This is a genomic window from Wolbachia endosymbiont (group A) of Anthophora plumipes (assembly GCF_964028115.1).
Lineage (GTDB): Bacteria > Pseudomonadota > Alphaproteobacteria > Rickettsiales > Anaplasmataceae > Wolbachia.
On the sequence record NZ_OZ034756.1, the window covers coordinates 588,508 to 605,504 of the forward strand.

The 16,997-nt window shown below is 33.8% G+C and carries 14 protein-coding genes; 2 read left to right on the forward strand and 12 right to left on the reverse strand.

Translation table 11 applies throughout. From position 1 onward, the window contains the following. Positions 1-526: 526 nt before the first annotated feature. From ffh to rseP, 7 genes are all read right to left on the reverse strand, one after another. The gene (gene ffh / locus ABWU75_RS03055) at positions 527-1,870 is read right to left on the reverse strand and encodes a signal recognition particle protein (RefSeq protein WP_353286582.1); all 1,344 of its coding nucleotides are present in this window, start codon (positions 1,868-1,870) and stop codon (positions 527-529) included. Then, complete coding sequence (locus ABWU75_RS03060) at positions 1,855-3,414, reverse strand: proton-conducting transporter membrane subunit (protein WP_353286583.1); 1,560 nt, start codon at positions 3,412-3,414, stop codon at positions 1,855-1,857. Before ABWU75_RS03060 ends, ffh begins: the two co-directional genes overlap by 16 nt. Positions 3,415-3,717: 303 nt before the next feature. Beyond that, complete coding sequence (locus ABWU75_RS03065) at positions 3,718-6,561, reverse strand: FAD-dependent oxidoreductase (RefSeq protein ID WP_353286584.1); 2,844 nt, start codon at positions 6,559-6,561, stop codon at positions 3,718-3,720. A gap of 29 nt (positions 6,562-6,590) precedes the next feature. Continuing rightward, a complete protein-coding gene (gene fabZ, locus ABWU75_RS03070) occupies positions 6,591-7,031 on the reverse strand; it encodes a 3-hydroxyacyl-ACP dehydratase FabZ (RefSeq protein WP_253309601.1) in 441 nt (146 codons plus the stop codon). A gap of 4 nt (positions 7,032-7,035) precedes the next feature. Then, positions 7,036-7,587, reverse strand: coding sequence for an OmpH family outer membrane protein (locus ABWU75_RS03075; RefSeq protein ID WP_264731237.1), 552 nt, complete (start codon positions 7,585-7,587; stop codon positions 7,036-7,038). Continuing rightward, positions 7,588-9,924 carry an outer membrane protein assembly factor BamA gene (bamA, locus tag ABWU75_RS03080; RefSeq protein ID WP_353286585.1) on the reverse strand — a complete coding sequence of 779 codons (2,337 nt, stop codon included), beginning with the start codon at positions 9,922-9,924 and terminating at the stop codon, positions 7,588-7,590. It lies immediately after the preceding gene. A gap of 7 nt (positions 9,925-9,931) precedes the next feature. Continuing rightward, positions 9,932-11,050: an RIP metalloprotease RseP gene (gene rseP / locus ABWU75_RS03085; protein WP_264731241.1), complete on the reverse strand. Its 1,119-nt coding sequence runs from the start codon at positions 11,048-11,050 to the stop codon at positions 9,932-9,934. 100 nt (positions 11,051-11,150) lie between these two features. Here rseP and ABWU75_RS03090 point away from each other — a divergent pair, with 100 nt between their 5' ends. Further along, positions 11,151-11,429: a succinate dehydrogenase assembly factor 2 gene (locus tag ABWU75_RS03090; protein ID WP_182158663.1), complete on the forward strand. Its 279-nt coding sequence runs from the start codon at positions 11,151-11,153 to the stop codon at positions 11,427-11,429. Here ABWU75_RS03090 and ABWU75_RS03095 read toward each other — a convergent pair. From ABWU75_RS03095 to ABWU75_RS03105, 3 genes are all read right to left on the reverse strand, one after another. Then, positions 11,404-11,730, reverse strand: a complete 327-nt coding sequence (locus ABWU75_RS03095; protein ID WP_353286586.1) for a cell division protein ZapA — start codon at positions 11,728-11,730, stop codon at positions 11,404-11,406. The genes ABWU75_RS03090 and ABWU75_RS03095 overlap by 26 nt on opposite strands. Before the next feature lie 72 nt (positions 11,731-11,802). After that, the gene (locus ABWU75_RS03100) at positions 11,803-12,081 is read right to left on the reverse strand and encodes an HU family DNA-binding protein (RefSeq protein WP_010963035.1); all 279 of its coding nucleotides are present in this window, start codon (positions 12,079-12,081) and stop codon (positions 11,803-11,805) included. Between the two features lie 29 nt (positions 12,082-12,110). After that, entirely contained in the window at positions 12,111-13,763 is a 1,653-nt protein-coding gene (locus ABWU75_RS03105) for a 30S ribosomal protein S1 (RefSeq protein WP_353286587.1), read from the reverse strand. Positions 13,764-13,910: 147 nt separating this feature from the next. Between ABWU75_RS03105 and trmB the strand changes: the two genes are divergently transcribed. Further along, a complete protein-coding gene (trmB, locus tag ABWU75_RS03110) occupies positions 13,911-14,576 on the forward strand; it encodes a tRNA (guanosine(46)-N7)-methyltransferase TrmB (RefSeq protein WP_353286588.1) in 666 nt (221 codons plus the stop codon). 399 nt (positions 14,577-14,975) lie between these two features. On the opposite strand, the gene ABWU75_RS03115 is transcribed toward trmB, so the two are convergent. Together ABWU75_RS03115 and ABWU75_RS03120 are read right to left on the reverse strand one after the other, a co-directional pair. After that, positions 14,976-15,998 carry an IS110 family transposase gene (locus tag ABWU75_RS03115; RefSeq protein ID WP_353286589.1) on the reverse strand — a complete coding sequence of 341 codons (1,023 nt, stop codon included), beginning with the start codon at positions 15,996-15,998 and terminating at the stop codon, positions 14,976-14,978. Between the two features lie 536 nt (positions 15,999-16,534). Then, complete coding sequence (locus ABWU75_RS03120) at positions 16,535-16,885, reverse strand: TrbC/VirB2 family protein (protein WP_353286590.1); 351 nt, start codon at positions 16,883-16,885, stop codon at positions 16,535-16,537. Between the last annotated feature and the right edge of the window lie 112 nt (positions 16,886-16,997).

The window sequence follows — 16,997 nt, forward strand, 5'->3', positions numbered from 1 at the left end:
TTTTACCTATATAAGCTGAAACGCGCTTATAAGTCGTTTAAGACAGTATAGTACGCCAATTTGCAGGATTAGAGAGTGAACACTAATTACCACGGGGTTTCTTTTGCCTTTTTTTCTGCTTAGTAAATTTCTTAAACATTTATGACTAAAGGTTAGTTGCATTAAAAAGCAGCTGAGTCGCGGTTATTAAACGTTTAAAACATAAAAAAACGCCAATACTGAAAATAGACAATGACTAGGGCTTCTTTTGCCTTTTTTTTGTTTGGTAAATTTCTTAATGTTTGTAGCTAAAAGAGCCCAAGAGAGGTGTCATCCCGCTGCTTGTTAGCGGGATCTCTTGTTAGCGGCTGAGATACCGCGAATGAATCGCGGTATGACATGTTGCTTGGATCAGCTATAGTATTTCTTAAAATTAATAATAAATTTCTTGGCTAGCAAGAAGCTGTAAATTTTTTTGCGAGACCTAAGCCGCTTTTGATATAGCTAAAGGTTTACTGACAATCGTCTCATTCCACTACCTGCTGACTTACTTTCTGCTTAGCATATCCATCAAATCAGATTCTTTGAGTTTACTATGGTCAACTTTACTGAACTTATTTACCACAGAGCTCATTTGATTATACTGCTTAATCAGAAGATTAACTTCAGTTACACTTGTTCCGGACCCCTTAGAAATTCTAAGCCTTCTTTTGCCATTTAAAATATCTGGATTTTGCCTTTCCTTTTCAGTCATTGAGTTTATGATGGCTATATATTTTTTCACTTTATTGTCATCTGGCACACTGCTACTTAGCTTTTTTGTGAATGAACTAGGGATGAATTTCATTATGTTGCTAATGCCATCCATTTTACTCAGAGTTTTTAACATTCCCACTAGGTCGTTTAGGTCGAATTTACCCTTTTTTACTTTCTTTTGTAACTTATCAATTTCTTCCTGACCAACAATCTCAGCAGCTTTTTCAACCAACGATACAACATCACCCATGCTAAGTATCCTTTTTGCAATTCTATCGGGATAAAAATCATCGAGGTCACTTAATTTTTCACCACAAGCAATAAATTTAATTGGACAATCGGTGATCATTTTCATAGAAAGAGCAGCACCACCACGTGCATCACCATCAACGCGGGTGAGAATAATACCGGTTACACCTATTACCTCATTGAATGATTTGGCAATGTTGACCGCATCCTGGCCTATCATTGCGTCGGCTACTAAAATAACTTCTGCAGGTGAAGCTATTTCCTTTACGGCTTTCAACTCATTCATCATATTATTGTCAATATGAAGCCTGCCTGCGGTATCTAGTATTAATACATCACAATTATCGTTCTTTGCTGTTGCCAGTGCCCTTTTTGTAATTGCAATAGGCCCCTCATTTATTACTATAGATAAAGTTTGTACGTCTATTTGTTTACCCAGCACCTCAAGTTGTTTCTGGGCAGCCGGCCTATAAATGTCTAAAGAGGCAAGCATCACTTTTTTCTTTTGCTTTTTTAGCTTTAAAGCAAGCTTTCCTGAGGTAGTTGTTTTACCTGCACCTTGTAAGCCCACCATCATAATCACAGCAGGGGGTTTAACTGCTAGATTTAAGTCACTTTTCTCTGATCCGAGAACTGCAACTAAATTATCCTGCACAATTTTAATTATCATTTGTGCTGGAGAAACACTTTTTATGACTTTTTCCCCAATCACTTTATCTTTAATGTCATTGATGAATTTTTTCGCAACTTCAAGTGAAACGTCAGCTTCAATTAAAGCTATACGTATTTCACGCATGGCAAGATTAAAATCATCTTCAGAAATGATTGACTTTCCTCTCAGTTTACTAAATACAGAATTTAAACTTTCAGTTAACGATTTAAACATAATAGCGTTAGTAGAATACTCATTAAAAAGAGAGAAGAAGCTGAAACAAAACTCACTGAGTTATAATCCAGCACTTCTTTAAGTTTAGTAATATTATTAAAGTATAAACCAGCAAGTGAATTAGTCAAGTTTTGCACTATGCTGGCAAACATTTCTCTAGTTTTAGAGACTAACTGATTGAACAGCAAGACAATATAGGGTATGAAAGCTCTAAAAGTCCAATCAACATCCATTTTAAAATTTATTCTCGGGTAAAATAACTTGCGTAAAGGAATAAACAATAAAGTGGTACATAATAACAAATTAAATTGCGACAAAATATTTTTTGTGTTGTACACAAAATCGAAAATCGAAGGTTTATTGTAAATAGGTAAGTAAGGATTGCCAGCGATTACGCATATAAATGCTAAAATGATCATAGTCATTTTGCTCCCCCTCTCTGCTAACGGTTTTGACTTACTTTTTGCAATAAATAAGTAATAAAGAAACTTTAGCCCCACGCTTAAATGAAGCAGCAAATTTAGAACCTTATATAAATTTTTATACCCTTTTAAGGCAACAGTGTTCATTTCAATTTCAGCTGTGATATATGATTTACTGATAAATCCAGCGGTTCCAGGAAATGCAGCCATTGTAAGTATTGCGATTATAGCACACATGCCTTCCACTGACATCAGTTTACCTACTCCATTAAAACTAATTGTTTTTGTTCGTGAAATAATCGAATTGCTGACCACAAACAATAATGATTGATAAACAAGAGAGAAGATTATATGCAGTATCAAAATTGGTATTGCCTTTTCCGAAGGGCTGAGTAAACCTCCTGCAATAATCAGCAAGCCCATTTGTCCTACAATATTATAGCATAAAAATCTACGAATATTTTGCTCAAGAGAAGCAAATATAATGCTGTAAATTGCAGTGATGGCGCCTACAAGCGCTAATATTTCAGTACAATCTTGCCATAGGTTATAAGTGTGTAAAAGCATCACTAAAAAAGAGACTTTAGTGGTAAATAAAGAGAGATATGTAGTGCCATGTAGCGATGCAGCAGGATATGCATCAACAACCCAAAACGAAAAAGGGAAACAAGCGCAGTTTATCAATAAACCTAAAATTATCAGGTCAGTGCTTTGAAGTGCCAATCCTGCTATTAATATAACTCCAACGAAAAAGTGTACACAAGCGTACCTTATTGCAGGTCCACTATCTCTACAGCCAGCTGCGATAATAAAAAATGCACTGACAGTCATTAATTCACAAAATATTATAACCAATATCATATGTTTAGATAAAACTGCATAAAGTGAACTAATAGTGTAAGCAGCAAAAGATAGCATCTCTGAAAAAGTCAAATTTTGTGCTGGTAGAACAGCTAAAAATGCAACTGATAAAAAAGATATTAGTATGATACGAAAAGATAAATCAAAATCTAGAATTGGGAGAGACCAATTTACTGCAATGCTCAAATTTTCAGGTAATTTTAGGACTATAACTATTAATACAGTCAGTAGAAGTAACAGTGACGATTTATAAAGTTGCACAATAATTTAAACCAATATGGTTTATGCTATCTCAATATATGAATAAAATCAATTTGCATATTAACCACTAATTAAACTAATTATCATATAATTATATCAGAGTTTAGAGGGTTATAGAGAAACCGGTCAGATTAGGTTTTTAATCTAATCTGACCGATAGCTTTAATAGTGAGGTAAGCTTTAATATAGCATTCTTAATTCACAATGCTACACTCGTGCATAATTTATTTTTAATTTGTGCACGAGCGTTAGTAAATTATTTACTTTTTGAAATAAAATTTGGCATCACTTTAATATTGAGACTTAGTAAACCTCAGTAGGGCTTCCAGCTGGACCCATAAGAATTACTTGTTCACCTTCTTTAAAACATTTACATAAATTAGTGGAACCGCCAGTTTCAAGCACAATAGTGGAAATAATTCCTTTTTTTTTGTCTACTTCAGTGCCGGTTACGGCTATACCTTCCATAGCAAGGTTTATATTATTGGCTTTTCTGCTATTGGTTTCAAAATTTTGCAACCTAAAGAATTGTCCAGGTTTAAAATTCTTTGCCGCAAGTGGTGCTTTGATCACTATTTCCACAACTTTGTCTGTTAAATATTGAACTTTTATAACCTTTGCAGTGAATTGCTCTTTGATTTTATTGAAAAATTCTTTGTTAGCTAGATCTTCAACGCTTGACCACGCATTTTTTTTCTGGATCTCAGTGTCAGCTACTTGGATGACATCTTTTTTGGTGAAAGTTACTCTTACATTACAACATTCATACAATTGTGCATATGACTCCGAGATTCTAGTTGGAGTGGCAGAAATGAAGCTATTAACTCTATTCAAAAGCTGAGAAATGATAGGGTAACCATTCTTAGCGCTTGCCATAGCTTTCACGACGCTGCCGCTATACGAAGGATGAAGATCACCAAAAAAGCTAATTGTTTTATTGCCTTGCTTATATACTAATATTCTGTCTTTATTCTGCATCTTAGGAGAAAATATTGGATCTATTTCTTTTCCTGATGAATTCAAATGAGTAAAATACCCATTGCTTAATTTAAAATGCTTTTTATCTTCTGTTGCAATAACTGTATTTGGCTCAGTACCTGCTGCTATAAAAATAGAACGTGCTTTCATGCATTTGATTTCGCCGGATTTTGTGTCTATTAGTTTTATTGATTCAGCATGATTGTATTTATCCGTCACAACTTCAACTGGCTCTAAGTTTTCAATAAAGTAAATCCCTTCTGACAGTGCATTTTGCACCTCTTCGCTATTTAATCGATAACTTGGCGAATCTTTTAGCTCTTTTCTATATACAACTTTCACTCCCCCCAAACTCTGCATTAACTCTAATATTTTTATTTCTCTACTCTCTTTTTTTGCTAACTTTTGCTTTTCTCGGATCAATTGTGCGTGCGATATAAACTCATTCGCAATTTCGCGCTCTTCCTCTGTCCAATCCTTTTCAACACAGTCCTTTCCATACTTATCAACTAATATCTCATAACGAAGAAGAAATTTTTCTGCTTGAATTGGATAATACGCTAAAGCTTCAGTGGCAGTGTCAATCGCAGTAAGCCCCGCACCTATGACAACTATCGGCATACGAACTTGCAGATTTGCTATAGAATCAAATTTAAGAGCGCCAGTCAGCTGTAACAACATAAGAAAGTCAGATGCCATGCGCACCCCACGAGCTAGTATATTCTTTATTTTGATCATTCGTTGCTTGCCAGAGCCAAGTGCTAGTGCGATGTGATCAAAACCCAAGTTGAAAGCATCATCAACATTAATCGTGCCACCAAAACGAATGCCCCCATAAAGTGCGAAATTCTCACGTCTTTCCAGCAGTAATCTAATAATCTTTAAGTAATTTTTATCCCACCTAGAAGTAATGCCATATTCTGCCACTCCACCAAACCCACCTGCCGTGCGTTCACTCAATTTTTCGTGTTCAAAATCTTTAATTAGCTGGAAATTATCGATTAAAGGTTCAATCTTTAGTCCATCAATGGCGATAACGTTATGCCCATCATTCAACAAATGATGAGCTAAATTAAAACCAGCAGGACCAAGGCCTACAACTAGAACGTTTTTTCCGGTGTTTTCTCTTGGCAATGAACGCTGAAAATTTAAAGGATTCCAACGGCTGAGCAGAGAATATATTTCAAATCCGTACGGTAAATTAAGCACATCATCCAAAATCCTTGTTTCAATCATTGGCACATTCACGGGTTCTTGTTTCTGATATATGCACGAGTTCATGCAGTCATTGCATATTCTGTGCCCAGTAGCCGCACATAATGGGTTATCTATCATCACAATTGCAAGGCTTGCTATGCTGTAACCTTCGCTTTTCACCAGATTCATTTCTGATATTTTCTGTTCTAGTGGACAGCCATGCAGCTCAACTTTTAGTGGGGACTGTTTAAAAGTATTGTCGTTATTAATTAGCCCCTTTGAGCAGCTGTCCTTATTTTGCTTATGACAGAATATGCAGTAGTGAGCGTTATCTAATGCTTTGTTCAAACTCACCTTTTTGCTTGTTAGATCAAAACCATATCGTCTTTTTACTTCATTTGAATACAGCACTTCAACTCTGTCTACTTCTTTTTTAGAAAATGGTATGAGATTTTCATGGTCAATTTTCCTATGGATACTAAAGAGTATACTCCGTTTATTTTTTACTCTCCACACTGCATATTGTGCCGCAAGTTCTATTTCTTCTTTGTGATTTTCTTTATCTTGAAACCAATGCATCACCTGCTCGGCAAAATTTTTTTCTGTTGTTGGCAAAGTGAGAAAATGACTTAGTTTGTTAGTAATATCTATATTCGCCACATTAATGTATTTCTTCAATGCGTAGCGTTGGACAAATAACCTTTTGCATTTATATATCACAGCAAAGTCATTGTGTTTTTTCTTTAGCTCTTCTATTTCTTTTTCAATGTTGAAAAGTTTTGCAATGAACTCGTCAAATAAATATGAGAGGTCTATTATTAACTGGCTATCACCAATCTGATTTTCCCTTGCTTCAATTAATGAACAAAACAAGCTTTCATCACATGATTTAATATAATTCAAAAATGTCTCATCCAATTTTATTAATCCACTGCGAGTATATAAATTTGAAAATGAGATATTAAGCTGCATTATACAGTATGCACACTGTCTTTTGTATATTACGTATTTTGTAGCATAGCTAAAATCGTTGCTTCTGCAACCTTTTCTTCACCAACACACGCAATACACTCAAATTTACATGCACTTAAACGTGCGTTTTTAACATTAGCTTGCAGAATCAGTGTGTCCCCTGGAGTGACTGGCTTTCTGAATTTTGCATTTTCAATAGACATAAAGTAAATAGCTTTGTTTTCTATTGTACCTTGACTTTCTTTACCAAGAACACATATAGCAGATGCTTGAGCTAGAGATTCAATTATCAAGACTCCTGGCATTATTGGATGACCAGGGAAATGACCAATAAAAAATGGCTCATTAAAAGTCACATTTTTGATTGCTTTTATACTTTTACCAGGATCACACTCTATAACCCTATCTACTAAGAGAAACGGATAAGAATGTGGTAGTATTTTTATAATATCACTGATATTAAATTGCATAAGCCTACTCAATGCCTTTTAAAGCAAATTCAGGTATTTCCTTGTTTATATTGTTTAATACCATATCCGATAAATCAACTTCATCCATAGAGTATAAAACTTGGTTCTTTTTTGAAATAAATAGTACCAAATCTATGTTGTTTTTTTCTGCCGTTTTTTTAGCAACTTCTTTTATCTTGTTAAAAACACTCTCTACTGCATCTCTATAACTTTCTTCTAAATACAACATTTTTTCAGCGTAAGCATCTCTAGCATTTACAGTATGCTTATTAAACTGTTCTGTCTTTTCCTTTTTTGCTTCTTCTGACAAAAGTTCAAATTCTTCTTTTGATGGCTTAAGTTTTTCTAACTCACTTTCAAATTCTTGTTGTAATCTAGAATTCTGCTCCTTTATTTGTTGTTGTATGTTTCGCAGAGCAAGAGATTCATTGATAACTTTATCACTATCAATAATGGCAGCCTTTGTGTTCTGAGGTTGATATCCTGCAAACTTATACCCCACAAATAAGGAAATAATTAAGGCAATAACTGATATAAATAACTGTATATATTTCATTCAAATCCCCGCTTCAATAGAAAATTTAACATTTGGTGATGGTATTATATCATAAGATTCCTTTACTAAAGGAAACCCAAAATCTAATCTAAGTCTACCAAAAGGAGAAGGCATTGAAAAGCCAAAACCTGGTGACACTCTTATAAGCTTACTATCATTATATGGATCTTTATATTTCTCATTTTTATCATCTAAGCCAAAAAGTGTTGCATAGTCAACAAATAATGAGCCTTTGATACCAGCATAGTCATATAGTTTTGGTAGTGGGAAATCTACTTGCTGTGTTAAATTAAAATAAGTTTTGCCTCCCAATGAGCTTTTATTTTTGTCTTCTGCTCTTGGTCCAATGCCGGAAAGGTCAAACCCTCTAATCTCATTACCCCCTTTAAAAAAGTGCTGGCCAATGTTTAGATCTTCATCGGTATAAGAAAAAATATGACCTGCTGCCATCTTAAAGCGTAGTATTATGCTATCGTCAATTTTACTTAATATAGGATGCGTGTAAAAAGACAAGAACTCAGATTTTAGGAAGTTTACATTCCCTCCCAATCCTGAAATATCCTGACTTATACGCAATAAATATCCTTCTTTTGGAGCATAAAGATTATCCAGTTTATTATATGCCAATGTGTATCCTACTGATGAAATCTGATGTTCATCTTTTTGATCTCTTATTATCTGAGAGATATCCTCATCTTTTCCACCCTTATTATCCATGTGTATATGATTATACTTATAAGAATAGTGAAAGGAATTGATGAGATTTTCTGAGATTTTATATGATAATTTTGCTGTTCCTCCCCAGTTACAAGTATCGAAAGTAGTGTTTGGTTTATCTTGTTTTTCATAAAATACACCCATGCCTAGTGACGTATCAGAATCGTTAAAATTATTTTCAACAAACTCTAAATCAGTAGAAAATACGTATTGACTTTTTTCGAGAGCAAAAGAGAGCTCTTTTCCAGTACCAAATAAATTACGGTCTTTGAGGTTAATTTTAATCAATGCTCCACCAGGAAGAGACACACCTCCTCCCAAATACAACGAAGTAGTGTTTTTTTCTTTAACATTTAAGTCAAGATTTACTACATCGTCATTAACTGCGTAACTATTTACTTTCACTGTTTCAAAAAAATCACTACTAATTAGTTTTTTACGTGATTTTTGAATCTCAGATATATTGTATGCATCACCTTCTGCTACACTTAGCTTACTTCTGATCACTTTATCTAAAGTGCGATCGTTACCATCAATTGTAATTTGATTTATATAAATCTTTTTACCCGGCAGCACTCTGTAGGTCACATCTACAACATTGTCACGTTGTGCATACTCTGGATTAACTTTTGCAAATATATATCCTTTCTCATTTAAATACTTGTTTATTTTTTCTACTGTATTATTAATTTTAACTCTATTAAATATCTTATCGTCTTCCTCTGTTATAAAGTCCAATATTTCTTCTTTTAGGCTTAAATCCTGAATTTCAGTTTCAATATTAACCTCATTATTTCCAAACAAATATTGCTGTCCTTCGTCAATCAAAAAAGTCAATTCTATCTGATTGTTATTATCAATCTCAACAATCGGTTGAATATTATTTTGAATATATCCCTTAGACGAATAAAAACGATCGAGCAATTCTGTGTTAATCAATAAATATTGTGGTGAATAACGAGTTCCGCCCTTAAACATGGCTCTAAATAACTTACTAAATATGTCATTACTATGCACTTTAATAGCTTGCTCTAGCTCGTTTTCAGAAAAGTTTTTGTTACCTATAAATCTTATATCCTTAATTTTAGAGGTTTTACCTTCTTTTATTTTAAAAATTAGATTAACCCTATTACTATCAAGCTTATTCAGCTCATATGCAACGTTAACACCAACCTTACCGTTATTTCTATAAGTAGTGATTAAATTCATTAAATCGTTTTGCAATTTTGTTTCAGTGAAAATAGTTAGCGATTTTGATTGAATTACATTATTTAGCAGCTCTTTGCTGTTAAATAATTTATTACCCTTTAATATTATCTTGTTAATTAGTGGATTTTCTTGAATTTTTACTACTAAATTTTTTTTATCATCGATATAAGCGTTAACACTAGCAAACAACTTTGTTTTATATAAACCTTTTATAATCGAATCTATATCATCGTCGTCTACATAGCTACCAGGTTCTAACTTTATATAAAACCCTATTGTTTGATTGCTTACTCGCTCATTGCCAATGCATTTGATATCTTTTATCTGTACTTTTTCCTTATTTTCTAAAGCAACAAGTAGAGCGGGAAAGGAGATAAAAATTACTATTAGTATGTAAAATAGCTTTTTCATATTTATTTTAAAAAAGACTCCTAATATCATTCGAAATTGCAATTGCCATCAGCAAGAACAAAATGAAAGCACCAAAGGTAGCCTCATATTTTTGATATTTCAAACTTAAATCTCTACGTATAACTGCTTCTATAATATAACGAAATAAATGCCCACCATCCAGTAGCGAAATTGGTAGCAAGTTAATCGCAGCTAAATTAGCTGAAATAATTGCCATGAGATACACAACCATAATAAATCCTTTTTTGGCTGATTGCCCTGAATATTTTGCAATTTTTATTGGTCCACCTATTTCACTTGCACTTCTCTTACCAACGATAATTTGAAAGATAGCTTTGATCGTTAAGCACATAGTGTGGTAAGTTTCACTTACTGATAAGCTCACAGCCCCAAGAAAAGATGACTGCTTTAATGTATTGACTGAAATAATCCCTATAGTTTCTCTTTCTATTATGTTGCCAAAAACATCTCTACTCTCAATTGTCAATGGAGTCAGGCTAGTTCTACGCTCCTCATTATTTCTGCTATATTTAATTTCCATTCTCGTCTTGGGGTTCGACATTATCACACGTGAAATATCTTCAAAGTATTTTATTTTATGTTCATTGATTTGTGTAATAGTGTCACCTGGTAATAGGCCAGCTTGTTTGGCTGCACTTCCTTCAATTACATCCCTAATCACCGGTGGAGTGCGGTAATAACCTGCCGTGCTAAAAAATATTGTAAAAGCTATAACAGCAAGTATCATATTTGCAAAAGGTCCTGCAAAAACCACTGCTGCTTTTTTATACCGCGGTTTTGTATGAAATGAATACAACTTTTCTTCTTCAGTTAATTCTTTTTGATCAGCTGGGACACTCGCTGCATTAGTATCCCCTAACATTTTAACATAACCACCCAATGGAACAGCGCTTAGTTTCCATCTAGTTCCAGACTTATCGTTAAAACCAAAAATTTCAGGACCAAAACCTATAGAAAAAGATTCAACTTTAACTTTGCATGCTTTGGCAACAACATAATGCCCATATTCATGCACAAACACTATAACAGAAATGATTAAGGCAAATGACAAAAAACAATATATTCCATCGCTAAATTGATGAATAAGATTAGAAATTAATTCCACCTGTATATTTAGATCTTAACCAAATCTTAAGTATATTAAAATACGCCTCGCTTGACAAGTATTTAGTTTAACTTTTAAATTAAAAAAAAGTTTAATTGTAATGACAGATACCTCACTACTCAGAAGAAAATTGATGTATAGAAGCTGGCATAGGGGTTGCAAAGAAACCGATATACTTTTAGGGCATTTCGCATTGAAATATCTTGATAAATTTTCCTTGAGCGAACTAATCGAATACGAAAAAATAGTTGATCTTGATGATTACGAATTATATTGTTACATAACTCGTAAGACAAACCTCCCTCCTGGCTTAAATAGTCAGATAGTCAATTTAATTGCTTGCTTTATTGAAGCTAATCCTTTATGCACTCAAGATTAGTGATAATCTTATTTACCTTATCTAGTACCTCAATATATTCTATTCTTTTCTCGTTTCTATACTTTTCGCGCTCTTGATTTGCTTCATCCAACCGCTTTGTTAATTCTAAAATTTTATCCTCAAGAATTAGCGCTGCAAGTAAGAAATTTAATGCATCCGAACCCTTACCTCCAGTTTTTTGAGATACAGAACCAACTAGCTTGTCAAAACTATTAGCAAGACGTAATAAATGGCTCTTTTTCTCACTTTCGCAAGATATTTTGTATGTGTTATTACGTATAACTATTTCTACTACTTGCATATGGTGCTAAAAATTTCTATCGTACAGTATAAACTCAAACCCCTACTTTCATCTTATTTATGGTATAAATTTTTATTCATTTATCAAATCAGATAATTTTTTACTGCTACGAAAATATGTTTTAAAGTATTGATTCTTTGTAAACTTCTGTAACATTAAATGGCTTGTTTCTTTCAAGTTATAACTTCTAACTGAAAAAGAACCAAACCCCCTAATTTCAACTCTATTATGATGCTTCAATGTGCTTGAAAGTATCCCAAAAAATCTATCAACTATAGCTGCTATAACAATCTTATCTAAAAAAGGATGTCTTTTTGCTACCCTCGCTATTATATCAGACTTTGTTGCCATTTATATGAAGCCAAAATAAGTAAACCTTATCACTTAGCAGATAATACTATGTTATATTCTTCAACACCCAATACTTCAACTTCTATTTTTTCTGATATAGAGAACTTTTTATTTTCCGGTAAATGCTCTTGATCTATTAGAAGGGTTACATCGTTCTCAACTTCAACGACTAGTCCATTATCTTCTCTCTTACCTACAATAACCTGTATTTTATCGCCTACCTTAACTTTCTTTATCAGTTCTTCAAGAGGATCATACTCTATTTGTTTTATTCCAAGATAAATTCTTGCCCGATTCACGTTAGCCCTTATTACTTTTGCTTCTATTTTATCACCTACATTATACTTCTTTATCTCATCTGAGCTATTTTTAGACCAACTTAAATCTTTCACATATATTGTCCCTTCTACGTTCTCATCTATTTCAGAATCATTGAAAGCAACAGATACATATGAGCCGGTATTATTCTTCACTTCACCAGAAACAATAGAACCAGGAGGATATTTCTTGATAAATACTTGCCAAGGGTTGTCTACACACCTTTTCATGCTTAAACTCATCCTACTCTTAGCAATGTCAATACTGAGAATTTTTACATATACTTCTTGTCCCCTTGTTACGAGACTACTAACTGGTAAATTACTCTTAACCCAAGTTATTTCTGACGAGTGCACTAAACCTTCAATTCCAGGTCTAAGCTCAACAAACAATCCATAATCTTCTATGCTTGTTACATAACCCTTATGCACACTATCAACTGGATATTTTGACTCTGCATCTTGCCAAGGGCTATCTTCTAGCTGCTTCACACCCAAGGAAATTTTAGCATTTTCCTTATCTATTTTTATAATTTTAACTTTTATAGTCTGGCCACAAGCAAAAACTGCAGATGGATGACTCACTCTACTCCAAGAGATATCTGTAATATGTAGCAATCCATCTATAACTCCCACTACATCTGATTCATGAATACCGACAAATACACCGTAATGAGTGATGCTTTTTATTTTTCCTTCTATTATATCGCCTTCATTTAAAGATTCTAAAAATTTAATTTTTTCACCAGCGTGCAATTTTTCTAACACCAGCTTTCTTGATACTACAATATTACCTTGCTTCTTATCCATTTTAAGCACGATGAACTTTTGTTCAGTTTCAATAAGGTGCTTCGCGTCTTTTACTTGCTTCAAATCCACATGACTCAGCGGTAAAAAAGCGCTTATTCCGTCACCAAGATCAACAATAAAACCACATTTAATTGAGCGTTTAATAACTCCGCTTACTTCAGCTCTTGTAACTGTATCTTCTTCCAACTTATTCCATTTCTCGTCTCTAATTGCTTTTTCACGGCTAAGAACAACATTACCATGATAATCTTCAATTCTTTCCACATAAACTCTAATTTTCGAGCCAATAATGATCTCATCATTACAACCGAGTTCCTTGATCAGAATTCTCCCGTCAGACTTTAAACCAATATCAACCACAACGTCGTTAGGGTTTATTCTTGTAATTACACCTTCTACCACATCTCCTTCTTTAATTTTGTTAACAAAAGAATCTTCAAACAAGGCATTATCTTGATCCTCAAATTGGCCTTGACATATCTCTTCTATAAACTTGTTTGATGATAGCTTTCTGATAGTAACCGGTAGATTTACAGCTGGATCATTATTATTCATGCAATGTGACCTTTAATTTAAACTTTATTAGAACTCATATATTATATAATATTAATAATTATTGACAAGTAATTTTTCGTTAATTCATTTCGAGAATTGTTTAAGCTATATAAAATATAGTGAGAAAATTATATATGTATCAAGAATATGCTATTTAAGAATAGCAAGTGGATTAGATCGTTCTCCAGAAGGTCCAGGTTAAAACCGGATGTTGATGAAATATTGGAAAAATATTCTATTCAAAACAGCAAGGAATCTATAGAGAAGATTGTAAATTCACGAAAAAGAATATGGGTAGAAATAGGCTTTGGCAACGGTGAAAATATGCTTTACCAGGTGCTCAATGAACCTGATCTATTATTTATAGGATGTGAGACCTACTTAAAGGGGGTTTCTCGCTTGCTAACAAACATAGAAATACAAAACATAAAAAACATTTTAATATGGACAGAAGATGCAAGAGAATTGATTGCAAATTTTCCTGACAACAGTGTTAAAAGATTCTTTATCCTCTTTCCAGATCCATGGCCAAAAAGAAGTCACAATAAAAGACGATTAATTAATACGGAATTTTTAAATTTATTAGCAAAAAAAATACTTATAACAGGGGAAATATTCATTGCAACCGATCATCAGGACTATGCAGAGTGGATAGCATCACATATAAAGCAGTGTAACTCTTTAATCTATAGGGAAGACGATTTCACAAGTTATACTCTTACAAAATACCACAAAAGAGCGCTCAAAGATCAGCGTAAAGTAAGGTTCTTTAAAGTAAGTGTTATTAATAATTTGCAGACTATGGATCAATAGAGTTTTTGCATATCTCTTTTACGTTAACTATAGATTAAAAATAATAAAAAAAGAGGGAGAAATAGAGTAAATTCCTTTAACTATTTCTCCTTATGAAGAAATAGCAAATTTTTTAAGTTTCTCTTTAACCAACGGGCTCCCATGAAGAGAGGAGATACCGTCTTGTTAGTCAACAAAAAAATTATAAAAATTTCCCAAGTTGCATCATAAAATCAAAAAATACTTCCAATTGTGTAACAGTACACAGATTATAGTTAGTGGATATGTTGATAAGTAAATTAGTTTTATACGCACAAAACAGATGAAGTTTACTTATCAACATATCCACTAACCAACAACACTCAATAAATTTGTGTAAGATACCACTTTACATAAGATAGATAGGAAGCATTTTTGATTTTAAAGTACTAAACCTTCAGTCAACCTCCTAGCCCTGTAGTTTTTGATATGGTTAGGATCAAAAGCACTTTTGGATGTCAGAATACCGAAAATGATATGGAGTAGCTTACGCATTGCAGCACCAACGATGGCCATATTATGCTTACCCTTTTCCTTTAATCTTTGGCAAAAGCTCATAATGATAGGATTGTGATTCTTAGCTACTATGGCAGGAAAGAAAAGTGCCTTACGTAATGTTTGTGAACCGGATTTACTTAATCTGGGTTTGGCATATACAGAGGAACCTGACGTCATATTTCGTGGTATAACTCCTGTATATGCTGCCAATTGCCTGGCATCTCTAAAAACCTCTATATCAGAAACTTCAGCTAAAATAGCTATTGCTGATTCTTCTCCTATGCCTGGAATAGTCAATAGAAGTTGAAAATTTTCCAACAATTCTTTGTGTTGATTTAATAGTTCACGTACGGAGTTTTTTATTGTTTCTATTTTTTGAGCTATATTCATTGCAAGGTCTTCCCAAGCATTTGCAACTTCTTTAGGCAGTCTCTCTTTTTTTTCTAAGTGGTTATTTACTAATGTTAACTCATCTTTTAACGCAACTGAGCAACGATAAAGATGTTTTAATTTTTTCATTTCAGGAGAAGGTGGTGTCCAACTAGAAGGTTCCTGTCTTTGGCAATAATCAGCAATAACTTCTGCATCGGTCTGATCATTCTTTTGTCGTATCAGCTTACTCCTTGCATAAGATTTTATGCAATAAGGATTTACAACACTTACAAAATGTCCAGCATTGTGTAGAAATTCAGCCAGTGCTTCGCTATAACAACCAGTAGATTCCATGCAGGTTTTTACTTTTTCTACATTATGTTTGTGTAGAAAATTCAGTAGACTTTGAAACCCATGATCATCGTTCTTAAAGCTTCTTTTTCTAGTTTCACGCTTTCCTTTTTTGCTTATAAATGAGAGAAAAACATCAAAGCGATCTTTTGATATATCTATGCCCAAAAAGTTGTTGATCATATATAACCCCATACGTTACCATTAAAAATGAAAAGTAAGGCTAGTCTTGTGAATACAGAATTAGAACCATTCAGGTCTTTCTACGATACCGTCCAGCCTATACTTTTGAGAAGGGAATTCTTATCTCCTCTACAGATTTTATATCTAAGAGGAAGCACAGAGTTCCTCCCTTCTCCACCTAATGCTTAAGCTTAAAACATTAGATGCTTTTGACAAGATACAAGAAGGGGCTACTCGGATGATACTATTATAGAGTGAACCAGTGTCAGCTACTCGGATGACAAAAAAAGGGGCACTGGGATGACAGCTACCCTGACAACCGTCATCCCGCTGCTTGTTAGCCGGTATCTAGAGATACCGTGACGGTATGCGGCAGCATGACGATAACCTTGTCATTCTAGCGCGTGACGCTGGAATCCAGACTTTAACTGATATGATTACAGAAAGAGAATTTATTAGGTAGTCATAGACACTGAAAGTGGTAAGTTTTACCACTTTCAAGTAAAGAAAACTACGTTTTGTGCCTCCAATAATTTCTATGGATGAGCCTCTACTGCACCGTTTTTACAAATCACACCGCCTGGTGTTATTTTTGAAACGACTACAGGAGCGCCAAAAAACACAGCAGTAAATGCACCGAGTGCAAAAAGCGCTGGCCACGGCATCCTGCCGAATATTGCAAGCAACGCTGCACCAATTATCACTATTGTGATCATTGGTCCACCTATGCCATGAGTATAGCCTATTATCTTGCATATCACTAATGATGTTGTATCATTTTTATCAACAAAAGTAGTAGCAGTAGTAGTACCACTGCTGCCAGTATCAGCATTTGCATCAAATGCAAAGGAGAGAATTAAAGCTACAAGTAGAAGAAAATTTTTCATTACGCCTCCTATAATTTCTGTTTCATATTTGATTATCTATCACATTGATTAAGTTTAAGTAAATGGTGAGGATTTTTTGCTTAAAAGTATCCTTTATTTCATTTAGAATACT

Coding starts and splice junctions, on each gene's coding strand:
- ffh (WP_353286582.1), bottom strand. CDS start 1,870: ATGTTTAAATCGTTAACTGAAAGTTTAAATTCTGTATTTAGTAAACTG.
- ABWU75_RS03065 (WP_353286584.1), bottom strand. CDS start 6,561: ATGCAGCTTAATATCTCATTTTCAAATTTATATACTCGCAGTGGATTA.
- fabZ (WP_253309601.1), bottom strand. CDS start 7,031: ATGCAATTTAATATCAGTGATATTATAAAAATACTACCACATTCTTAT.
- ABWU75_RS03075 (WP_264731237.1), bottom strand. CDS start 7,587: ATGAAATATATACAGTTATTTATATCAGTTATTGCCTTAATTATTTCC.
- bamA (WP_353286585.1), bottom strand. CDS start 9,924: ATGAAAAAGCTATTTTACATACTAATAGTAATTTTTATCTCCTTTCCC.
- ABWU75_RS03090 (WP_182158663.1), top strand. CDS start 11,151: ATGACAGATACCTCACTACTCAGAAGAAAATTGATGTATAGAAGCTGG.
- ABWU75_RS03095 (WP_353286586.1), bottom strand. CDS start 11,730: ATGCAAGTAGTAGAAATAGTTATACGTAATAACACATACAAAATATCT.
- ABWU75_RS03100 (WP_010963035.1), bottom strand. CDS start 12,081: ATGGCAACAAAGTCTGATATAATAGCGAGGGTAGCAAAAAGACATCCT.
- ABWU75_RS03105 (WP_353286587.1), bottom strand. CDS start 13,763: ATGAATAATAATGATCCAGCTGTAAATCTACCGGTTACTATCAGAAAG.
- trmB (WP_353286588.1), top strand. CDS start 13,911: ATGCTATTTAAGAATAGCAAGTGGATTAGATCGTTCTCCAGAAGGTCC.
- ABWU75_RS03115 (WP_353286589.1), bottom strand. CDS start 15,998: ATGATCAACAACTTTTTGGGCATAGATATATCAAAAGATCGCTTTGAT.
- ABWU75_RS03120 (WP_353286590.1), bottom strand. CDS start 16,885: ATGAAAAATTTTCTTCTACTTGTAGCTTTAATTCTCTCCTTTGCATTT.